Genomic DNA, 22523 nt, shown 5'->3' with positions numbered 1-22523 from the left:
TCACACCATTTCGGGGGTGGTCCGGATCCAGTAGCGGCGGACCTCGCCCCGGGTGTCCTCGTGCACCGCGCCGACGTGCTCCATCACCCGCCACGAGGCGACGTTGTCGTCGTCGGCGGTGAGCAGGACCCGGTCCAGGCCGAGCGCCGCCGCCTCGACCAGCGCGAGCTCCAGCGCCCGGGTGGCGTGTCCCTCGCCGCGGCGCGAGGGGCGCACGGCGTACCCGATGTTGCCGCCCTCCTCCAGCAGCCGCGGCGTGAGTGCGTGCCGCAGCGCGAGGTAGCCGACGAAGGAGCGGTCGTCGCCCTCGCCGTCGGTGATCCAGAAGAACGTGCAGGGCACCAGCCCCTCCGCGACGTTGGCCGGGTCGGCCTGGCCCAACGGGTGCTCAAGGACCCTCGCAGCGCCCGCGGCGCTCGTGTCGAGCGGGTCGAAGTCCCACAGGCCGGATCCGTGCATGACCTCGCCGGCATCGGTGAACTCGGCGACGGCCTCCGCCCAGGAGGGGCGCAGCCGCACGTCGGGTCGGTCCAGGGAGGTCATCCCTCATTCCAGCAAATGGAACGTGTTCTAGCATCCTCATTTGTGGCTGGCTACGTGCTCGAGGACATCACCGACGACGAGGTCGAGCGGCAGCGTGCGCTCTACGGGCCGTTCACCCAGGCGGTCCGCGAGCTCGTCGACGCGGTCATCCGCACCGAGGTGGACGACGACGAGGTGCGTGCGGTGCAGGCCGAGGTCGAGGCGCTCACCGCCCGGCTGCGCGCGCGGCAGCTCGAGGGGTCGTACGGCGTCCGCTTCACGCCTGCGGGACGCGGCCGCCCCTGGGGCAACCCGGTGGTGGGGCTGCGCAACGCTGCGGCGCCGCCGGTGGAGGTGGAGCGCGACCCCGCCGGCCGGGCCTGGGCGAGCTTCCACCTCGGCGCCGCCTTCGAGGGGCCGCCCGGGCTCGTGCACGGCGGGGTGTCGGCGATGATCCTCGACCAGATGCTCGGCGAGGCGACCGGGGCGGGCGGCAAGCCCGGCATGACCGGGACGCTGACGCTGCGCTACCGGCGCGGCACGCCGCTGGGCGACCTGCGGTGCGAGGCCTGGATCGACCGCACCGAGGGGATCAAGACCTGGGCGAAGGGCCACCTGATGGACGCCGACGGCGTCACCGTCGAGGCCGAGGGGCTGTTCATCCTGCCGCGCTGGGCACGCGAGCGGCTGCAGGCCGAGAACCCGCGCTACTTCGAGTAGGAGGGCGGGCCTGCGGGGCGATACCCACGGACGAAGTGCATGGTCCACCGGCCCTGAACCATGCGTTTCGTCCGTGGGTATCGCGACGACGCGCCGGAAGGGGCCGGTCAGCCGACCCGCTGCTCCACGGGGACGCCGCGCTCGCCGGAGTCGGTGAGGCGGGCCTCCTCGGCGGCCCGGGCCTCCAGCTCCGCGCGGCGGGTCGTCTCCAGCAGCGCCTGCGCGGCGTCGTACGAGCCCGGGTCGGAGACCAGGTCGGCGGCGCCGCGCTTAAGGCGGCCGAGCGCGCTGCGGGCGAAGATCTGCTGCTCGGTGGTGGTGCGCTCCGAGCGGCCGCGGCCGATGAAGGACACCGCCCAGTGCAGCAGCGCGGTGACCCGGCTCTTGAACCCGGTGATGTAGATCAAGTGGAGGCCGAGCCACATCAGCCAGGCCAGCACGCCGGTGATCCGCAGCTTGCCGATCATCGCGACCGCGCGGAACCGGCTGATGATCGCCATCGAGCCCTTGTCGAAGTACTTGAACGGCGGCTGCGACGGCTTGGCCTTGAGCCGGTTGTCGATCTCCTTGGCGGCGTACTTCGCGCCCTGGATCGCGACCTGGGCGACGCCTGGGAGGTTGTCGAGGGCGATCATGTCGCCGACCACGAAGACCTCCGGGTGCCCGGGCAGGGTGAGGTCGGGGTTGACCGAGATCCGGCCGGCCCGGTCCAGCGGGGCGCCGGTCTGCTCCGACAGCGTGCGACCCAGCGGGTTCGCGGCGACACCGGCGGCCCAGATCTTGGTGACGCTGTCGATGCGCTCGACCCGACCGTCCTTGAACTTCATCTCGATGCCGCGCTCGTCGACGTCGGTCACCATCGCGCCGAGCACGACCTCGACGCCGAGCTTCTCCAGCTCGCGCTTGGCCTTGACGCCCAGCTTCTCGCCGAACGGCGGCAGCACCTGCGACGCGGCGTCCACCAGCAGCACCCGCGCCTGGCGGGAGTTGATCGCGCGGAAGTCCTTGCGCAGCGTGCGGTGGGCGAGCTCGGCAATCTGGCCGGCCATCTCGACACCGGTGGGGCCGGCGCCGACGACCACGAAGGTCAGCAGGTGGTCGACGTTCTCCCCGCGGGTGGCGCCGATCTCGGCCATCTCGAACGCCCCGAAGATCCGGCCGCGCAGCTCGAGCGCGTCGTCGATGCTCTTCATCCCGGGCGCGAACTCGGCGAACTGGTCGTTGCCGAAGTAGGACTGGCCGGCGCCGGCCGCGACGATCAGCGAGTCGTACGACGTGACCGTCGAGCGGCCCAGCACCTCGGAGGTGACGGTGCGGGCGGCCAGGTCGATCCCGGTCACCTCGCCCAGCAGCACCTGCGCGTTGTGCTGGCCGCTGAGGATCTCGCGGGTCGGCGGGGCGATCTCGCCTTGCGACAGGATCCCGGTCGCCACCTGGTAGAGCAGCGGCTGGAAGAGGTGGTGGGTCGTCTTGGCGATCATCGTGACGTCGACGTCGACGCGCTTGAGGGCCTTGGTCCCGAACAGACCGCCGAACCCGGATCCGATCACGACGACCTGGTGCCGGGCGTGGTCACGAGACGAGGGGTGCACTGGCTGCTGGGCTGCCATGCCGGGCCTTTCGAGGAACGGGTGTGGATCGGGTGCTCCGGCCGAGGCGCTGGTGGTGTCCGGCCGGTCCATCTGGGGAACACCCGACGTGTACCCCATTCTTCCGCCGCGACGCGACGTGGAGCCAATCAGCACCGTCGTCTGCGTCACAGGCGTGCCTGGGCCCCTCCCGCCTGGTTTCGCGGCCGATGCCCACGGGTACACGGCCCGATGTTGGCGTCGCCGTCCGCCAGCGCACCGCCCGACGTACCACCGGAGTCCTTCCTTGCCGTTGAACAGGCCTGCCCTCTCACTGGGCTCGGGGCCCCGTGGAGTGCAGGACGCACGCCGCTGGGTGGTCGGCACCTGCCACGACATCGGGCGGACCGAGCTGGTGGAGTGCGCGGAGCTGGGCGTCTCCGAGCTCGTCACCAACGCGCTCCTGCACGGCTCTCCCCCGCTGACGGTGCGGGTGCGGGGCACGTGGGAGCACCCGCGGGTGGAGGTCCGCGACGGCAGCAGGGACCTCCCGGTCATGCCCGACGAGACACCCCCGGACGAGGGCGACCTCCTGCTCACCTTCGGGCGTGGGCTGAGCATCGTGGCGCGCTGCTCGACGGCCTGGGGCGTGTCGGTGGAGGAGGACGGCAAGGTGGTCTGGTTCGTCCCGGCGGCGCAGAGCGGGGAGCAGGTGACGCCGGGCGTCGTCACCGGCGACCTGGCGTCCCCGGCGTCGGCACCGGCCCCGGACGAGATGCGGATCGACGTGCTCGGGGTGCCACTGGAGGCCTTCGTGGACTTCCAGCGGCACCATCGCGAGCTGCGGCGCGAGGTGCGGCTCCTCGCGCTGGCGAACCAGGCGGACTACCCCCTCGCGAAGGACCTGTCCGACCTGTTCGGCGACCTCGACCGCGACCTGCGCGAGGGGATCGGGGCGGGCCAGATCGAGGAGGCGCTGCGCGCGGGACGCGCCACCGCCGACCTGCGGGTCGCGATGCCGCGGGCGACGGCGGTGAAGATCGGCCGGTTCATCGAGCTGCTCGAGCTCGCCGACGCGTTCTGCCGCGAGGAGCGGCTGCTGTCGCTGGCGCGCACGGCCGACCAGCAGCGGTTCCAGCGGTGGTTCCTGGGCGAGTTCGTGCGACAGGCGGAGGGAGAGCGACCGCGGGCGTGGCAGGATGCCGCCGTGTCCCGGCGGCAGAGCAGCGTCTCGTGACGGCGCCGGTCCGGTGAGCGCGGCCGGCCCGTCGAGCCCCGCGCTCGCCCCGCGGCTGCTCCTCGCGGTGGCGGTCGGCGGTGCCGTGGGCGCGCTGGCCCGGTGGGGCCTCACCGAGGCCTGGCCCGCCGACGCCGACGGGTTCCCGTGGGCGACCCTCGCGATCAACGTGTCCGGGTCGTTCCTGCTCGCGTTGCTGCCGGCCCTCGCCGTCGTGCGCCGGCGCCGGGAGCTGGCGGTCGGGCTCGGCCCGGGCGTGCTCGGCGGCTACACCACGCTGTCGGCGTACTCCGAGCAGGCGCGCGCCCTCCTCGCCTCCGGCCGCACCGGCGTCGCGCTGGTCTACCTGGCGGGCACGCTCGCGGCCTGCCTGGTCGCGGTCGCGGTCGGCGACCACTGGTCTGACGTGGCCGAGCGCCGGGCCTTCGAGGCCGAGGGCGGTGACGAGTGACCGGTCTGCTGGTGGTGCTCGGCGCGGCGGTCGGCGCGCCGCTGCGGTACGCCGTCGCGTCGACGCTCGACGGCCGCCTGCACGACCGGCTCCACGCCGGCACGCTCGCGGTCAACGTGGTCGGCTCGTTCCTGCTCGGCCTCTTCTCGGCGCTGAGCCTGTCGGACTCCGGCGCGGCGCTGCTCATGACCGGGTTCTGCGGCGGGTTCACGACCTACTCCGCCTTCGCGGTGCAGACCCACGACCTCGGGCCGCGGGTCGGGGCGGCGTACGCCGGCGCGACGGTCGTGCTCGCGCTGGCGGCGTGCGCGCTGGGGTTCTGGGTGGGTCAGGCGTAGCCGAGGTCGTGCAGCCGGTCGTCGTCGATGCCGAAGTGGTGGGCGACCTCGTGGACGACGGTGATCCGGACCTCCTCCTCGAGCTCCTCGACCGAGTCGCACATGTCGAGCAGGTTCTCGCGGAAGACGAAGATCCGGTCGGGCAGCTGCATCGACGGGTCGCCCCAGCGCTCGGTGAGGGCGATCCCCTCGTAGAGACCGAGCAGGTCCGGGTCGTCGGCCGGCGCCCGGTCCTCGACCAGCACCACGACGTTGCGCACCAGGCGCGCCAGCTCGTCGGGGATCTGGTCGAGAGCGCGGTCGACGAGGGCGTCGAACGCCTCGGCTCCCATCTCGACCGGCACGCCCCCATTGTGCCGGGCCGGGCTCAACCGCCCGCGATCCAGCCGAGGAGCTGGGGGCGGAGGCGGGCGAGGAGCTCGTAGCCGTGCCCGCTGCCGACCGGGACGAAGCGGCTGCCCGCGGGCGCGTGGGCCACCACGGCGCGGGCGCCGGCCATCTCCTCCGGCCCCTCGTCGCGGGCCATCGCCACGAGCACCGGCACCCGGAGGGCCCGCCCCCGCCGCACGACCTCCGTCCCCGGCCAGTCGACCGGCCCCGAGAGGTCGACCGCCGCGTCGATCCCGCCGAGGCGCGAGGCCGACATCAGGGCGACGGCGCCACCCATCGAGGCCCCCACCACCACGACCCGGCGCGCGTGCAGGTCCTCGCGCGCGTGCCGGAGGGCGACCTCGACAGCGTCCGTCTGGGCGCGCCCGGGGCGACAGGCGGCGTCGCCGTACTCGCACAGGTCGACCGCCAGCGCGGTCAGACCGGGCCGCGCCCCGATCTGGGCGGCGAACTCCAGCCACCCGCAGAGCCCGTCGCCGTCGGTCTGGTGCAGCAGCACCGCCACCGTGCGCCCGCGGCCGATCGTCACCGACGGGATCTCGCCCACGGCCGGATCGGTGAGCACCTGGAAGTGGAAGGACTCGCGCTCGAGCCCTGGTGGTTGCGGCCCGCAGCGTGCCAGCGGCCCGTCGAGGACCGACCACGGTCGCTCCGTCGCCGAAAAGGGTGCCGCCGGCGGGCTCGCCCGGCCGGGGCCGGGGTCGGACGTCCCACACCCGGCGACCAGGACCAGGAGCAGGACGACGGCGAGCCTCATCCCGGCACATTAGTACGAGTTCGTACTATCTGACCATGGCGATCAGCGACGTCCGGCAGGTCGGCGCACCGGACGGCAACGTCGTGCTCGACCTCTTCGTCCTCCACCAGCGGATCGGTGAGCTCATGGAGCTCGCGCTCGCCGGCACCGGGGTCCGGCCGGCGGAGTACGCCGTCTACAGTCAGCTCGGCATCGCCGCGATGACGCCCCGCGAGCTCGGTGCCCGGCTCGGCGTCACGCCCTCGACGCTCACCGGCCACCTGGCCGCGCTGGAGCGGCGTGGCCACGCGTCTCGGACGCCCAACCCGGACGACGGCCGCTCGGCCCGCCTCGCGCTGACCGCCGAGGGGCGCCGGACGCTGGCGGCGGGACGGCGCGGGTTCCGGAGGGTCCTGCGCCGGTTCGAGGGGGAGCTGCCGGCGCCGGCCGCGGAGGTCCGCGCGGTCCTGGTGGCGCTGGACGCGGCCGCCCGACGGGTGGTGGAGGGCAGCTGACCCCGGACGCACGAACGCCCCCGGACCTCGCGGTCCGGGGGCGTCTGCTGGCGACCCCGACGGGACTCGAACCCGCGGCCTCCGCCGTGACAGGGCGGCGCGCTAACCAACTGCGCTACGGGGCCAGGGCTTCCGTGCGGAAGCGGTGGAACTCTAACCCACGCACGGGCCGGACACCCAATCGACGTCCTCCGCGCGGTGCTCGCACCCCCAACGGGATTCGAACCCGTGCTATCGCCGTGAAAGGGCGGGGTCCCTTGGTTGCCTGCCCGCTAGACGATGGGGGCCGGCCCCTTCGGCACGAGTGGTACCCCCAACGGGATTCGAACCCGTGCTACCGCCGTGAAAGGGCGGGGTCCCTTGGTTGCCTGCCCGCTAGACGATGGGGGCCGGCCCCTTCGGCACGAGTGGTACCCCCAACGGGATTCGAACCCGTGCTACCGCCGTGAAAGGGCGGGGTCCTGGGCCGCTAGACGATGGGGGCCAGTGGCTGGGGCCGATCATAGGGCGCCCCCGGACCGCTACCGAAACGCACCGGCTCGTCAGCCGCACGGGACGGCGGCGTCGGCGGGTGCGGCCACGCCCTCGTCGACGGAGCCCGCGACCTGCTGGCCGGCCAGCGCGTAGGCAGTGTCGGCGTCCGCGCGCGACATCGCCACGACCATGCCGAGCACCCGGCCGGACGGGGTCACCAGCGGTCCTCCGGAGTTGCCGGTGTGCACCCGCGCGCGCACGGAGTAGGCGTCGTGCTCGTAGCGGCCGTCGCCCTCGATGTCGGCGGACTGCCAGTCCAGGTGCTCGCGGATCCGTGCGGGGGTGATCGTCAGCGGGCCGTTCTGCGGGAACCCGATCACGGCGGCGGGGTCCCCGCTCTCACCGGTCGCGAAGCCCAGGACCCGGCCGGTCAGGCCCGGCACGGCGAGCACCGCGATGTCGTGGTCGGGGTCGCAGACCACCACGGTCGCGTCGAGCGGCCCGTCCGGGCCGTCGACCGTGACCTGGTCGGTCCGCCACACGACGTGGGCGGCGGTGAGCAGGCGTTCCCGGCCCACCAGGAACCCCGACCCCTCCTTGCCGGCCGGCCCCGCCTCGTGCGCGACGATCCGCCACACCGACCGGCTGGCCCGCTGCACCCCGGGCGCGTCGACGACGTCGGCAGGGGGACGGGGTACGGCGACGATCCGCTCGGCAGTGAACACGTCGACGTACCGCGGGAAGTCGGCGTCGTCGCCGAGCCGGGCGAACCGGGCGGCCAGGAAGTGGCTCAGCGGCAGCCGCGAGTCGAGCGCCCGCAGCGCGACCGAGCGGTCCGCGTCGCGGGACAGCTCGGGCAGCACCGACCCGGCGACCGCCATCCCGACCATCCAACCGAAGCCCAGGGCCGTGACCGCACCGAGCGCCGCACCGAGGGGGCGGTCCACCCATGGGATCGGCCGGAACTGGGTCCGCTCCCGCAGCCGCGCCTCCCCCGCGACCGCCAGCACCCGGCCCAGCGCCGCGCACCCGCCCAACGCGCCGATCGCCAGCATCCCCACCCACCACGACAGCGGCAGGGGCGCGAAGACCAGCGGCACCACGACCAGCCCGACGGCCGTGCCCACCAGCACGCCGACGAGCGCCCAGGCCGCGCGGACGAACCCGTCGTACCACCCGAGCGCGCCGACGCCGATGACGGCCACCGCGATGGTCACGTCGACCAGGTTCACCGGCACCTCCCGCCCCACGTCCCGATGCGGGACGACCAGACCTCCGCATGTATGCTCTCAGCCGACCGGGCTCGCCCGGAGTGGGGCAGGTAGCTCAGTTGGTACGAGCGTCCGCCTGAAAAGCGGAAGGTCGGCGGTTCGACCCCGCCCCTGCCCACCACCGCAGGTCTCCTGCACGAACGCCCCCGCCGGGCTCCGGCGGGGGCGTTTCGCTTCACGGGTCAGTCGCCCGTGCGGCTCCAGAAGCTGCCCGCCAGGTCGTGGTGGACGAGGAACTCCTCCAATGCGTCGGACTCGGCGAAGGTCGAGCCGATCGCCGCGAGCAGGTCGTCGCGCGGGCCGAGGCCGAGCAGGACGCGCAACCGGTCGACCTCGGCGGGCGCCAGGCGGCGGGAGAACTCGTACTCGCGGGAGCCCCAGTGGTCCTCGACGGCCTGCCCGAGATCCTGCCCGCTGACCTCCAGGACGCCGTCGGGGTGGAGGGTCACCCCGCGCCAGGAGATCCCGTCGGCGTCGCGCTGGTGGCGCAGGACCAGGGTGTCGCCGGCGTCACCGGTCACTTCCCCGTCCACACCGGCGGCCGCTTCTCGGCGAACGCGGTGGCGCCCTCGGCGGCGTCGGCGGAGAAGAAGACCGGGCCGGCGAGCGCGCCCTGCTCGCGCCAGCCGTCGGCGAGCGTCCAGTCCGGCGCGGAGACGGCGATCTGCTTGGTGACGCGGACGGCGAGAGGTCCGTTGGCGGCGATGGTGGCGGCGAGCTCGAGCGCGGCGTCCAGGGCGCCGCCGCTGTCCACCACCCGGTTGACCAGGCCGAGCTCGTGGGCGCGGGGCGCGCCGACCGGGTCACCGGTCAACAGCATCTCCAGGGCGGCCGCGCGCGGGATGCGCTGCGGCAGCAGGAGGGCGGCGCCGCCGGCGGCGACCAGGCCGCGCTTGACCTCGGGTACGCCGAAGCGGGCGTCCTCGGCGGCGACCACGAGGTCGCAGGCCAGCACCAGCTCGCAACCGCCGGCCAGGGCGTAGCCCTCGACGGCGGCGATCAGCGGCTTGCTCGGCGGCCGCTCGGTGAGCCCGCCGAAGCCCCGGCCCTCCACCACCGGCAGGTCGCCGGTGAGGAAGCCCTTGAGGTCCATGCCGGAGGAGAAGGTGCCGCCCGCGCCGGTGAGCACGGCGACGCGGAGGTCGTCATCCTCCTCGAACCGGTCGAGGGCGGCCGCCATCGCGCGGGCGACCGCGCCGTTGACGGCGTTGCGTGCCTGCGGGCGGTTGATCGTGATGAGCAGCGTGTGGTCGCGCTGCTCGGTGAGCAGCTCGTCGGCGCTGTCGGTCATCGTCACTCCTGTCGTCGGTGCCCGCCGGCTGCGGCGATCTCGAGCAGTGTGACGGACCGGCCGGGGTACGTCGACGTCACGCCGGACGCCCCGAGCCGGACCCGGCCCAGCGACGCGATGCCGGCGCCGGCGTACCGGAACGCCCGGGCGCTCGCGGCGTGCGGGAAGTGCCGCAGGTCGAGCCGGCTGCGCAGCGCGGCGCCCGACTTGTTCACGACCACGACGGTCAGCGGGCCCGTGGCGCCGCGCCGCGCGGCGAAGACCGACATCCGGCCCTCGGCGCTGCTGACCGCGCGGACGCCGCGGTCGCCGAACCCGTGGTGGTGGCCGTCGTAGCTGCGGAAGATCCGCAGCGCCGCGGCCGGCACCGGCGAGCTGTCCTCGGGCCAGAACGTCGCCAGGTCGAGGCCCTCGCGGCCGAAGATGCCCAGCGTGTCGGCCTCGATGACGTTCTGCAGCCGGGGGTCGCCGGTGACGTCGAGCCCCATGTTGTACTCGCTCACCGACGTCCTGGTCCCGGGGTAGTTGTCGCGCACCCAGGCCCGCATCCGCGGCAACAGCCGGATCGTGGCGTCGATCCAGGAGGGGTCCCGGAAGGCGGGGTCCCACAGCGACCGGGTGACCGAGGTGGCCGGCCCGTAGGTGCCCTGCGGGTAGTAGTGCAGGTCGAAGTAGTCCAGCGCCCGCACGCCGGTCTGCCGCTGCAGGGCGGCGAACCTGCGCAGGTACCACGACGACAGGTCAGTGCCGCCGTGCGCGGCCCGGTCCGGCGACTGCGGCGAGCAGCCGTTGTCCGGGACGTCAGCGGTGGAGCAGAAGTAGTTGGGCCAGCCCCACTCCGCGGGGCCGAGGACCTTCGCGGTCGGGTCGGCGGTCTTCACCGCGGTCGCGATCGCCCTCGAGGTGCTCCAGAGCTCGTCATAGCTCAGCGGGTCGGGGTGGAAGTCGTGGTGGGACACCGACCACAGCCCGGGCTCGTTACCGATCGCGTAGATGCCGACCCCGCCGTCGGCGGCCGAGCCGTACGTCGACACGAGGTGCTCGACCCAGTCCTGGTCCCACGCGGCGCCGGCGGCTGTGCCGGCGTGGGCGGGGTCGGCACCGGGCTGGACCCACGCGCCGGCCCGCTGGCCGTTGCCGCAGGCGGGGTTGTAGGGGTCGTGGTCGTCCTGCGGGTCGAAGGTCGCCGAGGGATAGCTGCAGAGCTGGTCACCGGTGTAGCTGACCGCCTTCGCCACCCACCCGGCGGCGGGCAGCGTGAGGAGCGTGGTGGCACCCACCCGGGCGTCCTTCTCGATGAGCTCGTCGACCGCGCTGTAGTCGTGGGTGCCGTCGGCGCACCAGTCGAGCTCCTGGGTCCAGCAGTCCGGGAAGTTCTCGAAGTACCAGTTCCAGCCCTCGTTGGTGCCGCGGATCTTCCAGCTGTAGGTCTCGGTGCTGTCGCCGCCCCAGCGGTCGACCGGCAGGCCGACCGCCTTCGCGAGGCCCTCGTCGGCGAAGTTGACGCCGTAGATGCCGGGCGAGATCCGGTGGTGGCCGGCGGCGGCGTCGACCGTCAGGTGCGGACCCGTCGCGGGCGCGGCCATCGCCAGCGCGACGGTGAGCACCCCGGCCGCGGTGAGCACGTCATGCCGTCCGCTCGCGCGGCACCCGCAACGGGGGCACGCCACCGAGCCCGAGCCGGTAGCGGACGTGGTCGGCGTACTGGTCGAGGGTGCGCCACAGCACCTGGTGTGCCGACCAGGGCAGCGGCTCGTCGCCGTCGTACCAGCTCTCGCCGAAGGACACCCACACCGGCGTCCAGGCCGCCGCGTCGTCCCAGGCACCGCGCCGCGACTCGAGCATCCGGCGGCGCACCTGGAACGCGCGCCGCGGGCCGTCCGCGCAGATCGGGGCGGTCGCGATCGGCCACAGCCGCAGGTCGAGAGTCATCAGGTGCACCTCGAGCTCGTGCAGCACCGCCGGGTCGACCAGGACGGTCGCCACGTTCTCGTGGGGCGCGCGCATGACCGCACGCTGCCGCCCGTCGTGGACGGCGTCAACCCTCCGGACGGGCGATGTGGAGGGCGGCTGGTCGTGGGGCGGGGGGCTTCGCCTCAGTTTCATCACGGGATGCAGGTGAACCTGCACTTCCCTCGGCATGCCCACCGTGGGAAGTGCTGGTTCACCTACAGACCATGATGAAACTGGGGCGGGAGCGGCAGCGGCGAGGAGCTGTCACCGGCCGCAGTCACTCGGCGCCGGTCACTCGGCGCCGCTCGACGGGTCGGCGAGCAGCTCCCGCACCCGCGGCACCACCCGGGTGCCGTAGAGCCGGATCGACTCGAGCCGCTCCTCGTGGGGCAGCGTGCCGACGGCGTACTTGAGCTGGAAGCGCGAGAGCCCCAGCGTGCGCATCGCCCAGGCGATCTTCTGCGCGACGGTCTCCGGCGAGCCGACGAACAGGGCGCCGGTCGGGCCGGCGCCCTGCTCGAACTGCTCGGGCGTGTACGGGCCCCAGCCGCGCTCGCGGCCGATCCGGGTGAACGCCGCCGCATGGTGGGGGTACATCTGCTCGCGCGCGAGCTCGTCGGTCGCGGCGACGTGGCCGGGGCTGTGCATCGAGATCGGCAGCGTCGGCTGCTCGTAGTGGTCCAGGGCGCGGTGGTAGAGCTCGACCAGCGGCACGAAGCCCTCCGGGGAGCCGCCGATCACGGCGATCACCAGCGGCAGGCCGTACGCCGCCGCGCGCACCACCGACTCCGGCGTGCCGCCCACGCCGACCCACGTCGGCAGCCCCGCCGCAGTGCGCGGGAAGACCTCGACACCCTCCAGCGGCGGGCGCACCGACCCCTGCCAGCTGACCGGGCCCTCCTGCAGCAGCGCGGCCAGCAGGTCCAGCTTCTCGGAGAAGAGCCGCTCGTAGTCGTCCAGCGAGAGCCCGAAGAGCGGGAAGGACTCGGTGAAGGAGCCGCGCCCGACCGTGATCTCCGCCCGGCCGCGCGAGACCGCGTCGAGCGTGGCGAACCGCTCGAAGACCCGGATCGGGTCGTCGGAGCTCAGGACCGTCACCGAGGTGCCGAGCCGGATCCGGCGGGTGCGGCCGGCGATCGCGGCGAGCACCACGTCGGGGGCGCTGACCGCGAAGTCGGGCCGGTGGTGCTCACCGACCCCGAAGAAGTCCAGGCCGACGGCGTCGGCGAGCTCGGCCTCGGCCACCACCTGCCGGATCGCCTCGGCCGGGGGCAGCGGCTCGCCGTCCGGGCCGAGCGCGACGTCGCCGAACGTGTCGAGCCCGAAGGTCGGGTCCGCCGGGGTGCCCAGCGGCGGTTCCACCACAGAGAGGTCCACTGCGTCATCATCGTGCAATGGCGCGGTTGCTGCTCGTCCCGGTCCTCGTCCCGGTCCTCGTCGCCGGACTTCTCGCGACGTCGTACGCCGCCCCGGCCTCCGCGGCGACCGCGGCCGGCGACCGCCAGGCCCTGCACCTGCGCGCCGCCGTGCGCGCGCTGCCGGTGGCCGCCGAGACCCCCTCCGGCTACGACCGGGACCTGTTCCGGCACTGGGTCGACGCCGACGGCGACTGCCAGGACACCCGGGAGGAGGTGCTGGTCGCGGAGTCGCGGGTGCCGATCGGCGGATGCACGATCACCACCGGCGAGTGGTTCTCGTGGTACGACGGCGCGACCTGGACCGCCGCCTCCGACGTCGACATCGACCACCTGGTCCCGCTCAAGGAGGCCTGGGACTCCGGGGCGCGCGGGTGGGACGCCGCGACCCGGGAGCGCTACGCCAACGACCTCGGCGACCCGCGCACGCTCGTCGCGGTCACCGACAACGTCAACCAGTCCAAGGGCGACCGGGACGTCGCCGAGTGGCTGCCCGACCACCGGGTCTGCCGCTACGTGCGGTCCTGGGTCGCGGTGAAGCTCCGGTTCGGCCTCACCGTCGACCCGGCGGAGCGGTCGGTGCTGGTCGCGAAGGCCCGGCGCTGTCCCGACCGGGTGGTCCGGTTCACCACCGTCCCGACCGCGCGCAGGGTAGGAATGGACCCATGACCTCGGGAGGGTTGGGCGGCCGGACCGGCGACGAGGTCGCCCGGCTGCTGTTCGACCTGGTCCCGGACGGCCTCTGGGTCTTCGACGACGACGCGGTGACGACCTGGGCCAACGACCGGATGGCCGAGCTGCTCGGCCGCGACCCCGCGGAGATGGTCGGGCTGTCGGTCTTCGACACCCTCGACGAGCAGGGCCGCGAGGACTTCGGCCGCGCGCTGCGCCGGATGGTCCGCACCGGGCAGCCGCAGGACGACGTCGACTCCTACTTCATCCGGCCGGACGGCACGGCCGTCTGGGGCCTGATCAGCTTCCGGCCGGTCCTCGACGGCGACCGGCGGATCGGCTGGCTGCACCGGGTGACGCCGTACACCGACCGCAAGGAGCTGCTCGACACCCTCGCCGCGCGCGAGCAGCAGCTCGCGACGGCCCAGCGGATCGCCCACGTCGGCAGTTGGACGTGGGAGGTCCCCGAGGACCGGATCGAGTGGTCCGACGAGCTCTACCGGATCTTCGGCGTGCCGCCGGGGTCCCTGGTGACCTACGGCGACTACCTCGACCGGCTGCACCCCGACGACCGGGACGCGGCCGACCACCTGATCGCCGAGGCCGCGAAGGCGGGGGGCGAGTACTCCTTCGACCACCGGATTCTCCGCGACGGCGAGGTGCGCTGGATCCGGGGCCGGGGGATGGTCGAGCTGGCCGAGGACGGCTCGCTGCTGCGGATGAGCGGCACGGCGCAGGACGTCACCGAGGCCCGGCAGGCCGAGGAGCAGGTGACGGAGGCGACCCGGCGGCTCTTCCTGCTGCAGCAGATGGCGATGGCCGCCAACCGCGCGCGCACCCTGCGCGAGGCGCTGCTGATGGCCGGGGCGGGCCTGCCCGAGTTCACCAGCTGGCAGGCGGTCGGCGCCTGGCTCTACGACCGGGAGGGTCCCGAGCCCGAGGTGCTCGACCTGCGGCCGGCCGGCACCCCGGTCAGCTGCGACCACGCGCTCGCCGAGCAGGCGCGCACCACCCGCGAGACCGTGCTCGGCACCCCCACCGGCCTCGAGGGCACGCACAGCCAGGTGGCGATGCCCGTCCTGGTCGGCGACGACGTGGTGTGCGTGGTCGAGCTGGTGGCCGACGAGGTGCCGCCCGACGAGAACTCCCACCAGCTGATGGCCCAGATCGGCCACCAGCTCAGCGTCGTCGCCGAGCGCGAGCGCAACGCCGTCGAGCTCGCCGAGGCACGCGACGACGCGATGGAGGCATCCCGGCTGAAGTCGGAGTTCCTGGCGACGATGAGCCACGAGATCCGCACCCCGATGAACGGCGTCATCGGGCTCACCGACCTGCTGCTGCGCACCGACCTCGACGACCACCAGCGGCGGCTCGCCGAGAACCTCCAGGGCGCCGGACTCACCCTCCTCGGGATCATCAACGACATCCTCGACCTGTCCAAGATCGAGTCGGGCAAGCTCGAGCTCGAGGCGGCCGACTTCGACGTCCGCCAGGTCTTCGACCAGGTGGCCTCGGTGCTCAGCGGCCCCGCGCACCACAAGGACCTCGAGCTCGTCGTCGCCTGCGCGCCGGACGTGCCGCTCCAGGTGCGCGGCGACGCGATCCGGTTCGGACAGATCGTCACCAACCTGGGCTCGAACGCCGTCAAGTTCACCGACCACGGCGAGGTGCTCATCCAGGCCCGGGTCGAGCGCCGCACCGCCAGCGAGGTCGTGCTGCGCGTCGACGTCTCCGACACCGGCGTCGGCATCGCCGCGGAGGACCGCGAACGGCTCTTCGACGCCTTCACCCAGGCCGACCCGTCCACGACCCGGCGGCACGGCGGCACCGGGCTCGGGCTGGCGATCTCCAAGCAGCTCGTCGAGGCGCTCGGCGGGGAGATCGGGGTCACCAGCGAGCTGGGGCAGGGCAGCACGTTCACCTTCACCGCCCACTTCGGGGTGTCCCAAGCGCCGGCGGCGGCTGCCGGGAGCCGTGAGCTGCGCGGGCGGCGGGTGCTCGTGGTCGACGACAACGAGACCAACCGGTTCATCCTCACCGAGCAGCTGGGCGCGTGGGGCATGCGGCCGGTCGCCGTACCGTCCGCCGTCGAGGGGCTCGCGACGCTGCGCGAGGCGTCCCGCACCGGCCACCCCTTCGAGCTGGCGGTGCTCGACCTGGTGATGCCCGAGGTCGACGGCCTCCAGATGGCCCGCCGGATCGCGGCCGACCCAGCGCTCTCCGGGCTGGCGCTGCTCCTACTCACCTCCGACCAGTCGGTGACCCGCGCCGAGGTGGAGGCCGCGGGCATCTCGACCTCGCTCAGCAAGCCGGTGCGCCACTCCGAGCTGCGCGGCGCCCTGATGTCCCTGCTCGGCGCGACCGCCACCGTCTCCACCCCGGAGGTGGCCGACCAGCCGGGGCTCGGGGTCCGGGTGCTCGTGGTCGAGGACAACCGGGTCAACCAGCTGGTCGCCACCGGCATCCTGGAGAACCTCGGCTGCACCGTCGACGTGGCCGAGGACGGCGTGGCCGCGGTCGACCTGCTCACCCGGCCGCACGACTACGCCGTGGTGCTGATGGACTGCCGGATGCCGCGGCTGGACGGGTTCGACGCCACCCGCGAGGTCCGCCGGGCCGAGCCGGTGGGACGCCGGGTGCCCATCGTCGCGATGACCGCCTCCGCGCTGGAGGGCGAGCGCGAGCGGTGCCTGGCGGCCGGGATGGACGACTACCTGGCCAAGCCGGTGGACGCCCGCGACGTCGAGCGGGTGCTGCGGGAGTGGGTGCAGCCCGAGCCCGCCGCCGCCCCGGCGGCGCCGCGGCCGGAGCCCACCGCTCCGGCTGCGGCCGCACCCACTTCGGCCGCACCCGAGGTGGCGCCGGAGCCGCCGCCGGTCGACCCCGACGACGGCGTCCTGGACACGGACCGGATCGCGATGCTGTCCGAGCTGCGCAAGGACGGCATCAGCTTCTTCGAGCGCACCGCGGCCTCGTTCATGGGCCGGGTCGGCAACCAGGTGGTCGCGATCCGCGAGGCCGTCGAGCGCGACGACGCGATGGCGCTGCTGACCTCGGCCCACCAGCTCAAGGGCAGCGCCCTCAACCTCGGGCTCCCGCGGGTCGCCGAGGCCTCGCGCAAGCTGGAGGAGCTCGGCATCGCCGGCACCACCGCAGGCGCCCTGCCGATGCTCGTCGACCTCACCGCCGAGGTCGACGTCGCCGTGGCCGCCCTCCAGCGCGCGACGTCCGCCAGCCGGTGACGGCGCTCGCCTCGCTGCCGCGGTTCGCGCCCGCCGGCCGCCGCCGCCCGGTCGACCTCGTGGTCGCCGGGTCGACGCTGACGCAGGTGCTGGCGCCGTACGCCGCGGTGACCGGTCCCGGCTCGCTCGAGCTCGCCTCCGGCGACGACCGGATGGTGGCCCGGTACGACGGCAGCGCGGCGTGGCTGGAGGTGACGACCGGCGGCCGGACGACCGTGCACCGGTCGCGCCGGCACGCGAGCACCGCCGGCCCGGTGCGCGAGGTCGGCCTGACCCTCACCGGCACCCACCTGACCGTGCTCACGCGCGGGCCCGGGCCCTGGACGGCACGCGCACGGGTCGACCTGGCCGACCTCGTCGACACCCGGGCGGAGGCGTGGCTGGCGGGCCTGGCGACCGACGCGCCGGTCGCCGGGCGGTTCGGCCAGCTCGGGCTGCGCGACCTGCGGCTGGTCGACGGGCTCCCCGACGACCGGGTGGTGCTCTCGGCGACCAGCGCGGGGCCGGGGTTCTTCGACACCGCACACACCTCGCTGTGGGAGCTGGACCGCGCCACGCTCGGGCTGACCCACCTCTCCGACGTCTTCTTCCGCCGACCCGACCGGCCCGGTGCGTACGGCGACCATGCGACCCACCTGCTCCGCGACGGCGACCAGTGGCTGGTGACCACCAGCACCTGGGGCGACTTCGACCGCGCCCGTCCGACCGTGGGCGTGACGCTCGCGCGCACGTCGGCCGACCTGCTCACAGGCGCCCACCTGCTCGACACGGAGGCCCTCGACCTGCCGGTGGACGGGCTGGGCTCGGTCGGGGTGTGGGACCCGCACGTGGTGCGGGTCGCCGACGGGTGGCTGGTCGGCTACGTCAGCGCGACGAGGTTCTTCCGGTTCCACCCGGTCGTCGCGGCCGGCCCGTCGCTGGACGCGCTGGTGCTGCGCGGCGCCGCGACCGGGCTCGGGCAGACCGAGGGGACCACCCTCGCGCAGGTCGGCGGGCAGTGGCGGGTGCTGGCCAGCGACGGCGACGCCCGGCGCTACCCCGTGCTCGACCTCGACCTGCGCGAGGTGGGTCGCCTGGATGCGCCGTACCCGTCCAACATCCCGTGGCCCACGCTCGTCCCCGACGGCGCCGGCTGGCTGCTGGTGGGGTTCAACGGGCGCCGGACCGCCGGCGCGCTGCCGGGGTACGGGACGCACGGCGACGTCGTCTTCGCCAGGTCGGTCTGACCGCGCGTGTCCGTGCAATTGCGCGCAGATGTACCGCTACCGGCGGGTAGCCGGTGTCTCCGCCAACAATTGAACGCTGACGTGCACCCCGGGGGCCCACGAAGGGGCCGGTGGCACTTCGCCCAGCCGCGCTGACCGGACTACCGTGGGCTACGTCACGACGCCACCCCTGTCGTGCCGCCCGCCGCCACCACCCACGTGGCCGACACCAGAAAGCAGGACCACCATGTCCGACGTCTTCGAGCTCGGCTCCGAGCACGAGCAGGTCGTCTTCGCGAACGACCCCGCCAGCGGCCTCAAGGCCGTCATCGCCGTCCACTCCACCGCGCTGGGCCCCGCCCTCGGTGGGACCCGGTTCTACCCCTACGCCTCCACCGCCGAGGCGGTGCAGGACGTCCTCAACCTCTCGCGCGGCATGTCCTACAAGGCCGCGCTCGCCGGGCTCGACCTCGGCGGCGGCAAGGCGGTCATCATCGGCGACCCGGCGACGCTGAAGTCGGAGGCGCTGCTGCGGGCCTACGGCCGGCACGTGCAGTCGCTCGGCGGGCGCTACTACACCGCGTGCGACGTCGGGACCTACTCCGCCGACATGGACGTCATCGCGCGCGAGTGCTCGTTCGTCACCGGCCGCACGGTCGCGCACGGCGGCGCGGGGGACAGCTCGGTGCTGACGGCGTACGGCGTCTTCCAGGGCATGCGGGCCGCCGCGTCGGTCGCGTGGGGCACGACGTCGCTGGAGGGCCGCGTGGTCGGCATCGCCGGCGTCGGCAAGGTCGGCCACCACCTCGCCCGGCACCTGGTCGAGGACGGTGCCCGGGTGGTGGTCACGGACGTGAGCGCCGAGGCGGTCGAGCGGGTCCGCGCCGAGCTGTCCGCGGTGGAGGTCGTCGCCTCGACCGAGGCGCTCGTGGCCTCGTCGCTGGACGTCTACGCCCCGTGCGCGCTCGGCGGCGCGCTGACCGACGAGGTCGTCGAGACGCTGTCCGCGCGGATCGTCTGCGGCGCGGCCAACAACCAGCTCGCCCACCCGGGGGTCGAGAAGATGCTCGAGGAGCGCGGGATCCTCTACGCCCCCGATTACTGCGTGAACTCCGGCGGGCTCATCCAGGTCGCCGACGAGCTCGAGGGGTTCTCCTTCGACCGCGCCCAGCAGCGGGCGACCGGCATCTTCGACACCACGCTCGCGGTGCTCGAGCTCGCCGCGTCCGACGGCGTGCCGCCGGCGATCGCCGCGGACCGACTGGCCGAGCGGCGGATGCGTGAGGTCGGCCGGCTGCGCGGGATGTGGCTGCCGCGCTCCTGAGGGGCCTGTTCGTTTCCCCGGTCGTCCGGGGAAACGAACAGACACGCCGGTGTCTCACGGCGTGTCGTGCACATTTCCCCGGTCAGCCGGTGAAACGAGCGGCCTACGGGGCCGAAGTGACCAGTGAGGTCAATCGCGCCGAGGCTCGGCGTAGTCCGACCACTTGTCGAGCACCTCGGGCTCGAGCTGGTCGGTGTCGTCGTCGCTGCTCTGCCCGTGCAGCTCGTTCGCCAGTGCCCCGAAGTCCGTCTCGTGAGTGCGGTACTTCAGGTCGCGGGCGACCTTCGTCTGCTTGGCTTTCGCTCGGCCGCGCCCCATAGGGTCAGCCCCCTCGCACGCTCGGCCGGGAGCGCTGTGGCTACCCGGGCTGTCCTCAAAGTGATTCTCGTGGGGGCAACGCTACCTGCTGGGTGGCTGTTCCTGCACATCACATCTCAGCGATTCCGCCGCGGGCGGAATTCACCAGCCGGGGTGCTGACCCACCAGCTCCACCCGGCCGGCCAGCTCGCCGGCGGGCGAGTCGTCGGCCCGGACCGTGCCGGCGACCCAGGCGCGCACGCCGTGCTCGGCGAGAACGGCGACCGCGGCGTCGGCGTCGTCGGCAGCGGTCAGGGCGACCATCCCGACCCCGCAGTTCAGTGTCATCTCGAGGTCCGGCTGGGGCACCGACCCGACCCGGCGCACCAGGTCGAAGACCGGCTGCGGGGTCCAGGTGGACCGGTCGATGCGGGCGGTCAGCTCGACCGGCAGCACCCGCTCGAGGTTCGCGGCCAGGCCGCCGCCGGTGACGTGGGACATCGCGTGGGTGCGGGTGCGGTCGGCCAGCGCCAGGCAGGCCTTGGCGTAGATGCGGGTCGGCTCCAGGAGCTCCTCGCCCAGCGTGCGGCCCAGCTCGTCGACCTGGCGGTCGAGCGACCAGCCGGCACCGCCGCGGTCGGCCGGGGCGAGCAGCACGTGACGCACCAGCGAGTACCCGTTGGAGTGCAGCCCGGACGACTCCATCGCGACGACCACGTCGCCGGGGCGCACCCGGCCCGGCCCGAGCAGCCGGTCGGCGTCCACGACGCCGGTTGTCGAGCCGGCGACGTCGTACTCGTGCTCCCCCAGCAGCCCGGGGTGCTCGGCCGTCTCGCCGCCGAGCAGGGCGCAGCCGGCCTCGACGCAGGCCTCGGCGATGCCCTTGACGATCGCCGCGATCCGCTCGGGCACGACCCGCCCGGTCGCGATGTAGTCGGTGAGGAACAGCGGCTCGGCGCCGCAGACCACCAGGTCGTCCACGAGCATCCCGACCAGGTCGAACCCGATGGTGTCGTGCTTGTCGAGCGCCTGGGCGACCGCCACCTTGGTGCCGACGCCGTCGGCGGAGGTCGCGAGCAGCGGCCGGTCGTAGGCCTTGAGCGCGGAGGCGTCGAAGAGCCCCGCGAAGCCCCCGATCCCGCCGATCATCTCGGGGCGGCGCGCCTTCTCGATCCAGACCTTCATCAGCTCGACGGCCTTGTCGCCGGCCTCGATCGAGACGCCGGCGGCGGCGTAGGCGTTGGTCTCGGGCACGTCGCTCCTACGGGTTGTTCATGACGGGCAGGGCCTTGCCGTACGTCGGCGCCTGGATCGAGCTCTCGAGCAGGTGCTTGCCGAGCAGGCTCTCGTCGGGCAGCGCGATCGGGTACTCACCGGTGAAGCACGCGCGGCACAGCCGCTCCGACGACTGGCCGGTCGACTCGACCATGCCCTCCAGGGAGATGTAGCCGAGGCTGTCCGCCCCGACGCTGGCGGCGATCTCGTCGACGTCGAGGCCGTTGGCGATCAGCTCGGCGCGGGTGGCGAAGTCGATGCCGTAGAAGCAGGGCCACTTCACCGGCGGGCTGGAGATCCGCACGTGCACCTCGAGCGCCCCGGCCTCGCGCAGCATCCGCACCTGGGCGCGCTGGGTGTTGCCGCGCACGATCGAGTCGTCGACGACCACGATCCGCTTGCCGCGGATCATGTGCTCCAGCGCGTTGAGCTTCAGCCGGATGCCGAGCTGGCGCAGCGTCTGGCTGGGCTGGATGAAGGTGCGGCCGACGTACGCGTTCTTGACGAAGCCCTGCCCGAACGGGATGCCCGACTCCTCGGCGTAGCCCGCGGCCGCCGGTGTGCCCGACTCGGGGACCGGCATCACCAGGTCGGCGTCGACCGGGAACTCCCGGGCCAGCCGCCGCCCCATCTCGACCCGCGCCTCGTGGACGCTGCGGCCGCTGATCGTCGCGTCCGGCCGGGCCAGGTAGACGTACTCGAAGACGCAGCCCTTGGGCTCGGGCTCGGCGAACCGGTGGGAGCGCAGCCCGTTGGCGTCGATGACGACCATCTCGCCGGGCTCGACCTCGCGCACGACGCTCGCGCCGATCGTCGCCAGCGCGGCGTCCTCGCTGGCCACGACCCAGCCGCGCTCGAGCCGACCAAGCACCAGCGGGCGGATGCCCTGCGGGTCGCGGGCGGCGTACAGGGTGTCCTCGTTCATCCACACGAAGCAGAACGCCCCGCGCAGCAGCGGCAGCACCTCGAGCGCCCGCAGCTCCAGCGTCGTGTCGGGGTGGTGCGCGAGCAGCGCGGTCACCAGGCCGGTGTCGTTGGTCGACGACTCGACGGGCCGGGTGTGCAGGTCGAGCTCGTCGTCGGGACCGGGCAGGTCCACGACCATCTGGGAGAGCTCGTGGGTGTTGATCAGGTTGCCGTTGTGACCCAGCGCGATCGAGCCGTCGGCGGTGGGGCGGAACGTCGGCTGGGCGTTCTCCCACGTGCTGGCGCCGGTCGTGGAGTAGCGGGTGTGGCCGATCGCCACGTGCCCCTTCAGCGAGGCCAGCGTGGTCTCGTCGAAGACCTGGGAGACCAGGCCCATGTCCTTGTAGACCAGGATCTGGCGGCCGTTGCTGACCGCGATGCCGGCCGACTCCTGGCCGCGGTGCTGCAGCGCGTAGAGGCCGAAGTAGGTCAGCTTGGCGACGTCCTCGCCCGGGGCCCAGACCCCGAAGACCCCGCAGGCGTCCTGCGGTCCCTGCTCGTGGGGGTCGAGGGCCGCGGTGAGCCGGCCGTCCCCGCCCCGGCGGGGGCTGCTCTCGAAGGGCACGGTCGGAGTCTACGGCGCGCGAGCGGCGTGTCCCATTCCCGGCTCGGCCGTTGATCGGCCGTTGACCGGTGCAGCGGGCGACGGAGACGTACGATG

General features: G+C 73.6%; 22 protein-coding genes and 5 tRNA genes. 10 read left to right on the top strand and 17 right to left on the bottom strand.

The features are described from left to right. The gene (locus ACILRH_RS03010; RefSeq protein ID WP_395690654.1) at nucleotides 1–543 is read right to left on the bottom strand and encodes a GNAT family N-acetyltransferase; all 543 of its coding nucleotides are present in this window, start codon (nucleotides 541–543) and stop codon (nucleotides 1–3) included. Between the two features lie 42 nt (nucleotides 544–585). On the opposite strand from ACILRH_RS03010, the gene ACILRH_RS03005 reads away from it, so the two are divergent. Continuing rightward, entirely contained in the window at nucleotides 586–1242 is a 657-nt protein-coding gene (locus tag ACILRH_RS03005) for a PaaI family thioesterase (RefSeq protein WP_395690652.1), read from the top strand. A 107-nt stretch (nucleotides 1243–1349) separates the two neighbouring features. Here ACILRH_RS03005 and ACILRH_RS03000 read toward each other — a convergent pair whose 3' ends face one another. Further along, nucleotides 1350–2852: an NAD(P)/FAD-dependent oxidoreductase gene (locus ACILRH_RS03000; RefSeq protein WP_395690650.1), complete on the bottom strand. Its 1503-nt coding sequence runs from the start codon at nucleotides 2850–2852 to the stop codon at nucleotides 1350–1352. Nucleotides 2853–3165: 313 nt separating this feature from the next. Between ACILRH_RS03000 and ACILRH_RS02995 the strand changes: the two genes are divergently transcribed. Genes ACILRH_RS02995 through ACILRH_RS02985 form a run of 3 tightly spaced genes read left to right on the top strand, consistent with a single transcriptional unit; the run spans nucleotide 3166 to nucleotide 4836 of the window. Then, nucleotides 3166–4047: an ATP-binding protein gene (locus ACILRH_RS02995; protein WP_395690648.1), complete on the top strand. Its 882-nt coding sequence runs from the start codon at nucleotides 3166–3168 to the stop codon at nucleotides 4045–4047. Nucleotides 4048–4060: 13 nt separating this feature from the next. Beyond that, complete coding sequence (locus ACILRH_RS02990; RefSeq protein WP_395690646.1) at nucleotides 4061–4498, top strand: fluoride efflux transporter FluC; 438 nt, start codon at nucleotides 4061–4063, stop codon at nucleotides 4496–4498. Then, nucleotides 4495–4836 (top strand): fluoride efflux transporter FluC, encoded by a 342-nt coding sequence (locus tag ACILRH_RS02985; RefSeq protein WP_395690645.1) that lies wholly within the window; start codon nucleotides 4495–4497, stop codon nucleotides 4834–4836. The genes ACILRH_RS02990 and ACILRH_RS02985 overlap by 4 nt, the downstream gene beginning before the upstream one ends. Here the strand turns inward: ACILRH_RS02985 and ACILRH_RS02980 are convergent. Next, nucleotides 4827–5180, bottom strand: a complete 354-nt coding sequence (locus ACILRH_RS02980; RefSeq protein ID WP_395690644.1) for a metallopeptidase family protein — start codon at nucleotides 5178–5180, stop codon at nucleotides 4827–4829. The two genes, ACILRH_RS02985 and ACILRH_RS02980, sit on opposite strands and share 10 nt — an antisense overlap. A 23-nt stretch (nucleotides 5181–5203) precedes the next feature. After that, nucleotides 5204–5983, bottom strand: coding sequence for an alpha/beta hydrolase family protein (locus ACILRH_RS02975; RefSeq protein WP_395690642.1), 780 nt, complete (start codon nucleotides 5981–5983; stop codon nucleotides 5204–5206). 35 nt (nucleotides 5984–6018) lie between these two features. On the opposite strand from ACILRH_RS02975, the gene ACILRH_RS02970 reads away from it, so the two are divergent. Beyond that, nucleotides 6019–6477 carry a MarR family winged helix-turn-helix transcriptional regulator gene (locus tag ACILRH_RS02970; protein ID WP_395690641.1) on the top strand — a complete coding sequence of 153 codons (459 nt, stop codon included), beginning with the start codon at nucleotides 6019–6021 and terminating at the stop codon, nucleotides 6475–6477. A 48-nt stretch (nucleotides 6478–6525) separates the two neighbouring features. Here the strand turns inward: ACILRH_RS02970 and ACILRH_RS02965 are convergent. From ACILRH_RS02965 to ACILRH_RS02945, 5 genes are all read right to left on the bottom strand, one after another. Then, nucleotides 6526–6602: transfer RNA gene (locus ACILRH_RS02965), tRNA-Asp, on the bottom strand. 80 nt (nucleotides 6603–6682) lie between these two features. After that, nucleotides 6683–6764, bottom strand: a tRNA-Glu gene (locus ACILRH_RS02960). 18 nt (nucleotides 6765–6782) lie between these two features. Beyond that, nucleotides 6783–6867: transfer RNA gene (locus ACILRH_RS02955), tRNA-Glu, on the bottom strand. 18 nt (nucleotides 6868–6885) lie between these two features. Beyond that, nucleotides 6886–6961 (bottom strand) — tRNA-Glu (locus ACILRH_RS02950). Between the two features lie 58 nt (nucleotides 6962–7019). Next, nucleotides 7020–8201, bottom strand: a complete 1182-nt coding sequence (locus ACILRH_RS02945) for a MarP family serine protease (protein WP_395690640.1) — start codon at nucleotides 8199–8201, stop codon at nucleotides 7020–7022. 65 nt (nucleotides 8202–8266) lie between these two features. Here ACILRH_RS02945 and ACILRH_RS02940 point away from each other — a divergent pair. Further along, nucleotides 8267–8343 (top strand) — tRNA-Phe (locus tag ACILRH_RS02940). Nucleotides 8344–8404: 61 nt separating this feature from the next. Here the strand turns inward: ACILRH_RS02940 and ACILRH_RS02935 are convergent. The 5 genes from ACILRH_RS02935 to ACILRH_RS02915 all read right to left on the bottom strand — a co-directional run bounded on the left by ACILRH_RS02935 (nucleotide 8405) and on the right by ACILRH_RS02915 (nucleotide 12843). Beyond that, nucleotides 8405–8755 (bottom strand): hypothetical protein, encoded by a 351-nt coding sequence (locus tag ACILRH_RS02935; protein WP_395690639.1) that lies wholly within the window; start codon nucleotides 8753–8755, stop codon nucleotides 8405–8407. After that, nucleotides 8740–9513: a crotonase/enoyl-CoA hydratase family protein gene (locus ACILRH_RS02930; protein WP_395690638.1), complete on the bottom strand. Its 774-nt coding sequence runs from the start codon at nucleotides 9511–9513 to the stop codon at nucleotides 8740–8742. The genes ACILRH_RS02935 and ACILRH_RS02930 overlap by 16 nt, the downstream gene beginning before the upstream one ends. 2 nt (nucleotides 9514–9515) lie before the next feature. Beyond that, nucleotides 9516–11138: a glycoside hydrolase family 44 protein gene (locus ACILRH_RS02925; RefSeq protein ID WP_395690637.1), complete on the bottom strand. Its 1623-nt coding sequence runs from the start codon at nucleotides 11136–11138 to the stop codon at nucleotides 9516–9518. A 1-nt stretch (nucleotide 11139) separates the two neighbouring features. Next, a complete protein-coding gene (locus tag ACILRH_RS02920; RefSeq protein WP_395690636.1) occupies nucleotides 11140–11520 on the bottom strand; it encodes a hypothetical protein in 381 nt (126 codons plus the stop codon). Between the two features lie 237 nt (nucleotides 11521–11757). Further along, on the bottom strand, nucleotides 11758–12843 hold the full coding sequence (locus ACILRH_RS02915) for an LLM class flavin-dependent oxidoreductase (RefSeq protein ID WP_395690635.1): 1086 nt from the start codon (nucleotides 12841–12843) through the stop codon (nucleotides 11758–11760). Between the two features lie 17 nt (nucleotides 12844–12860). Between ACILRH_RS02915 and ACILRH_RS02910 the strand changes: the two genes are divergently transcribed. The 4 genes from ACILRH_RS02910 (at nucleotide 12861) to ACILRH_RS02895 (ending at nucleotide 19324) form a co-directional block, all read left to right on the top strand. Further along, nucleotides 12861–13550: an HNH endonuclease family protein gene (locus tag ACILRH_RS02910; RefSeq protein ID WP_395690634.1), complete on the top strand. Its 690-nt coding sequence runs from the start codon at nucleotides 12861–12863 to the stop codon at nucleotides 13548–13550. Then, a complete protein-coding gene (locus ACILRH_RS02905) occupies nucleotides 13547–16795 on the top strand; it encodes a response regulator (RefSeq protein WP_395690633.1) in 3249 nt (1082 codons plus the stop codon). The genes ACILRH_RS02910 and ACILRH_RS02905 overlap by 4 nt, the downstream gene beginning before the upstream one ends. Then, complete coding sequence (locus ACILRH_RS02900) at nucleotides 16792–18021, top strand: hypothetical protein (protein WP_395690632.1); 1230 nt, start codon at nucleotides 16792–16794, stop codon at nucleotides 18019–18021. Before ACILRH_RS02905 ends, ACILRH_RS02900 begins: the two co-directional genes overlap by 4 nt. A 226-nt stretch (nucleotides 18022–18247) precedes the next feature. Further along, nucleotides 18248–19324 carry a Glu/Leu/Phe/Val dehydrogenase gene (locus ACILRH_RS02895; protein ID WP_395690631.1) on the top strand — a complete coding sequence of 359 codons (1077 nt, stop codon included), beginning with the start codon at nucleotides 18248–18250 and terminating at the stop codon, nucleotides 19322–19324. A 129-nt stretch (nucleotides 19325–19453) separates the two neighbouring features. Here ACILRH_RS02895 and ACILRH_RS02890 read toward each other — a convergent pair whose 3' ends face one another. The 3 genes from ACILRH_RS02890 to purF form a co-directional block, all read right to left on the bottom strand. Beyond that, nucleotides 19454–19642: a DUF3073 domain-containing protein gene (locus tag ACILRH_RS02890; protein WP_395690630.1), complete on the bottom strand. Its 189-nt coding sequence runs from the start codon at nucleotides 19640–19642 to the stop codon at nucleotides 19454–19456. Nucleotides 19643–19783: 141 nt separating this feature from the next. After that, nucleotides 19784–20875: a phosphoribosylformylglycinamidine cyclo-ligase gene (gene purM / locus ACILRH_RS02885; protein WP_395690629.1), complete on the bottom strand. Its 1092-nt coding sequence runs from the start codon at nucleotides 20873–20875 to the stop codon at nucleotides 19784–19786. Nucleotides 20876–20882: 7 nt separating this feature from the next. Then, nucleotides 20883–22427, bottom strand: coding sequence for an amidophosphoribosyltransferase (gene purF, locus ACILRH_RS02880; RefSeq protein WP_395690628.1), 1545 nt, complete (start codon nucleotides 22425–22427; stop codon nucleotides 20883–20885). Between the last annotated feature and the right edge of the window lie 96 nt (nucleotides 22428–22523).

This window comes from Nocardioides sp., assembly GCF_044226765.1.
Lineage (GTDB): Bacteria > Actinomycetota > Actinomycetes > Propionibacteriales > Nocardioidaceae > Nocardioides.
This window is presented reverse-complemented; position numbering and strand designations above follow the sequence as displayed.

Excerpts from the sequence above, each read along its gene's own strand:
- ACILRH_RS02910 (WP_395690634.1), top strand. The coding sequence starts at position 12,861 with ATGGCGCGGTTGCTGCTCGTCCCGGTCCTCGTCCCGGTCCTCGTCGCC.
- ACILRH_RS02975 (WP_395690642.1), bottom strand. The coding sequence starts at position 5,983 with ATGAGGCTCGCCGTCGTCCTGCTCCTGGTCCTGGTCGCCGGGTGTGGG.
- ACILRH_RS02895 (WP_395690631.1), top strand. The coding sequence starts at position 18,248 with ATGTCCGACGTCTTCGAGCTCGGCTCCGAGCACGAGCAGGTCGTCTTC.
- ACILRH_RS02930 (WP_395690638.1), bottom strand. The coding sequence starts at position 9,513 with ATGACCGACAGCGCCGACGAGCTGCTCACCGAGCAGCGCGACCACACG.
- ACILRH_RS02970 (WP_395690641.1), top strand. The coding sequence starts at position 6,019 with ATGGCGATCAGCGACGTCCGGCAGGTCGGCGCACCGGACGGCAACGTC.
- ACILRH_RS02905 (WP_395690633.1), top strand. The coding sequence starts at position 13,547 with ATGACCTCGGGAGGGTTGGGCGGCCGGACCGGCGACGAGGTCGCCCGG.
- ACILRH_RS03000 (WP_395690650.1), bottom strand. The coding sequence starts at position 2,852 with ATGGCAGCCCAGCAGCCAGTGCACCCCTCGTCTCGTGACCACGCCCGG.
- ACILRH_RS02890 (WP_395690630.1), bottom strand. The coding sequence starts at position 19,642 with ATGGGGCGCGGCCGAGCGAAAGCCAAGCAGACGAAGGTCGCCCGCGAC.
- ACILRH_RS03010 (WP_395690654.1), bottom strand. The coding sequence starts at position 543 with ATGACCTCCCTGGACCGACCCGACGTGCGGCTGCGCCCCTCCTGGGCG.
- ACILRH_RS02920 (WP_395690636.1), bottom strand. The coding sequence starts at position 11,520 with ATGCGCGCGCCCCACGAGAACGTGGCGACCGTCCTGGTCGACCCGGCG.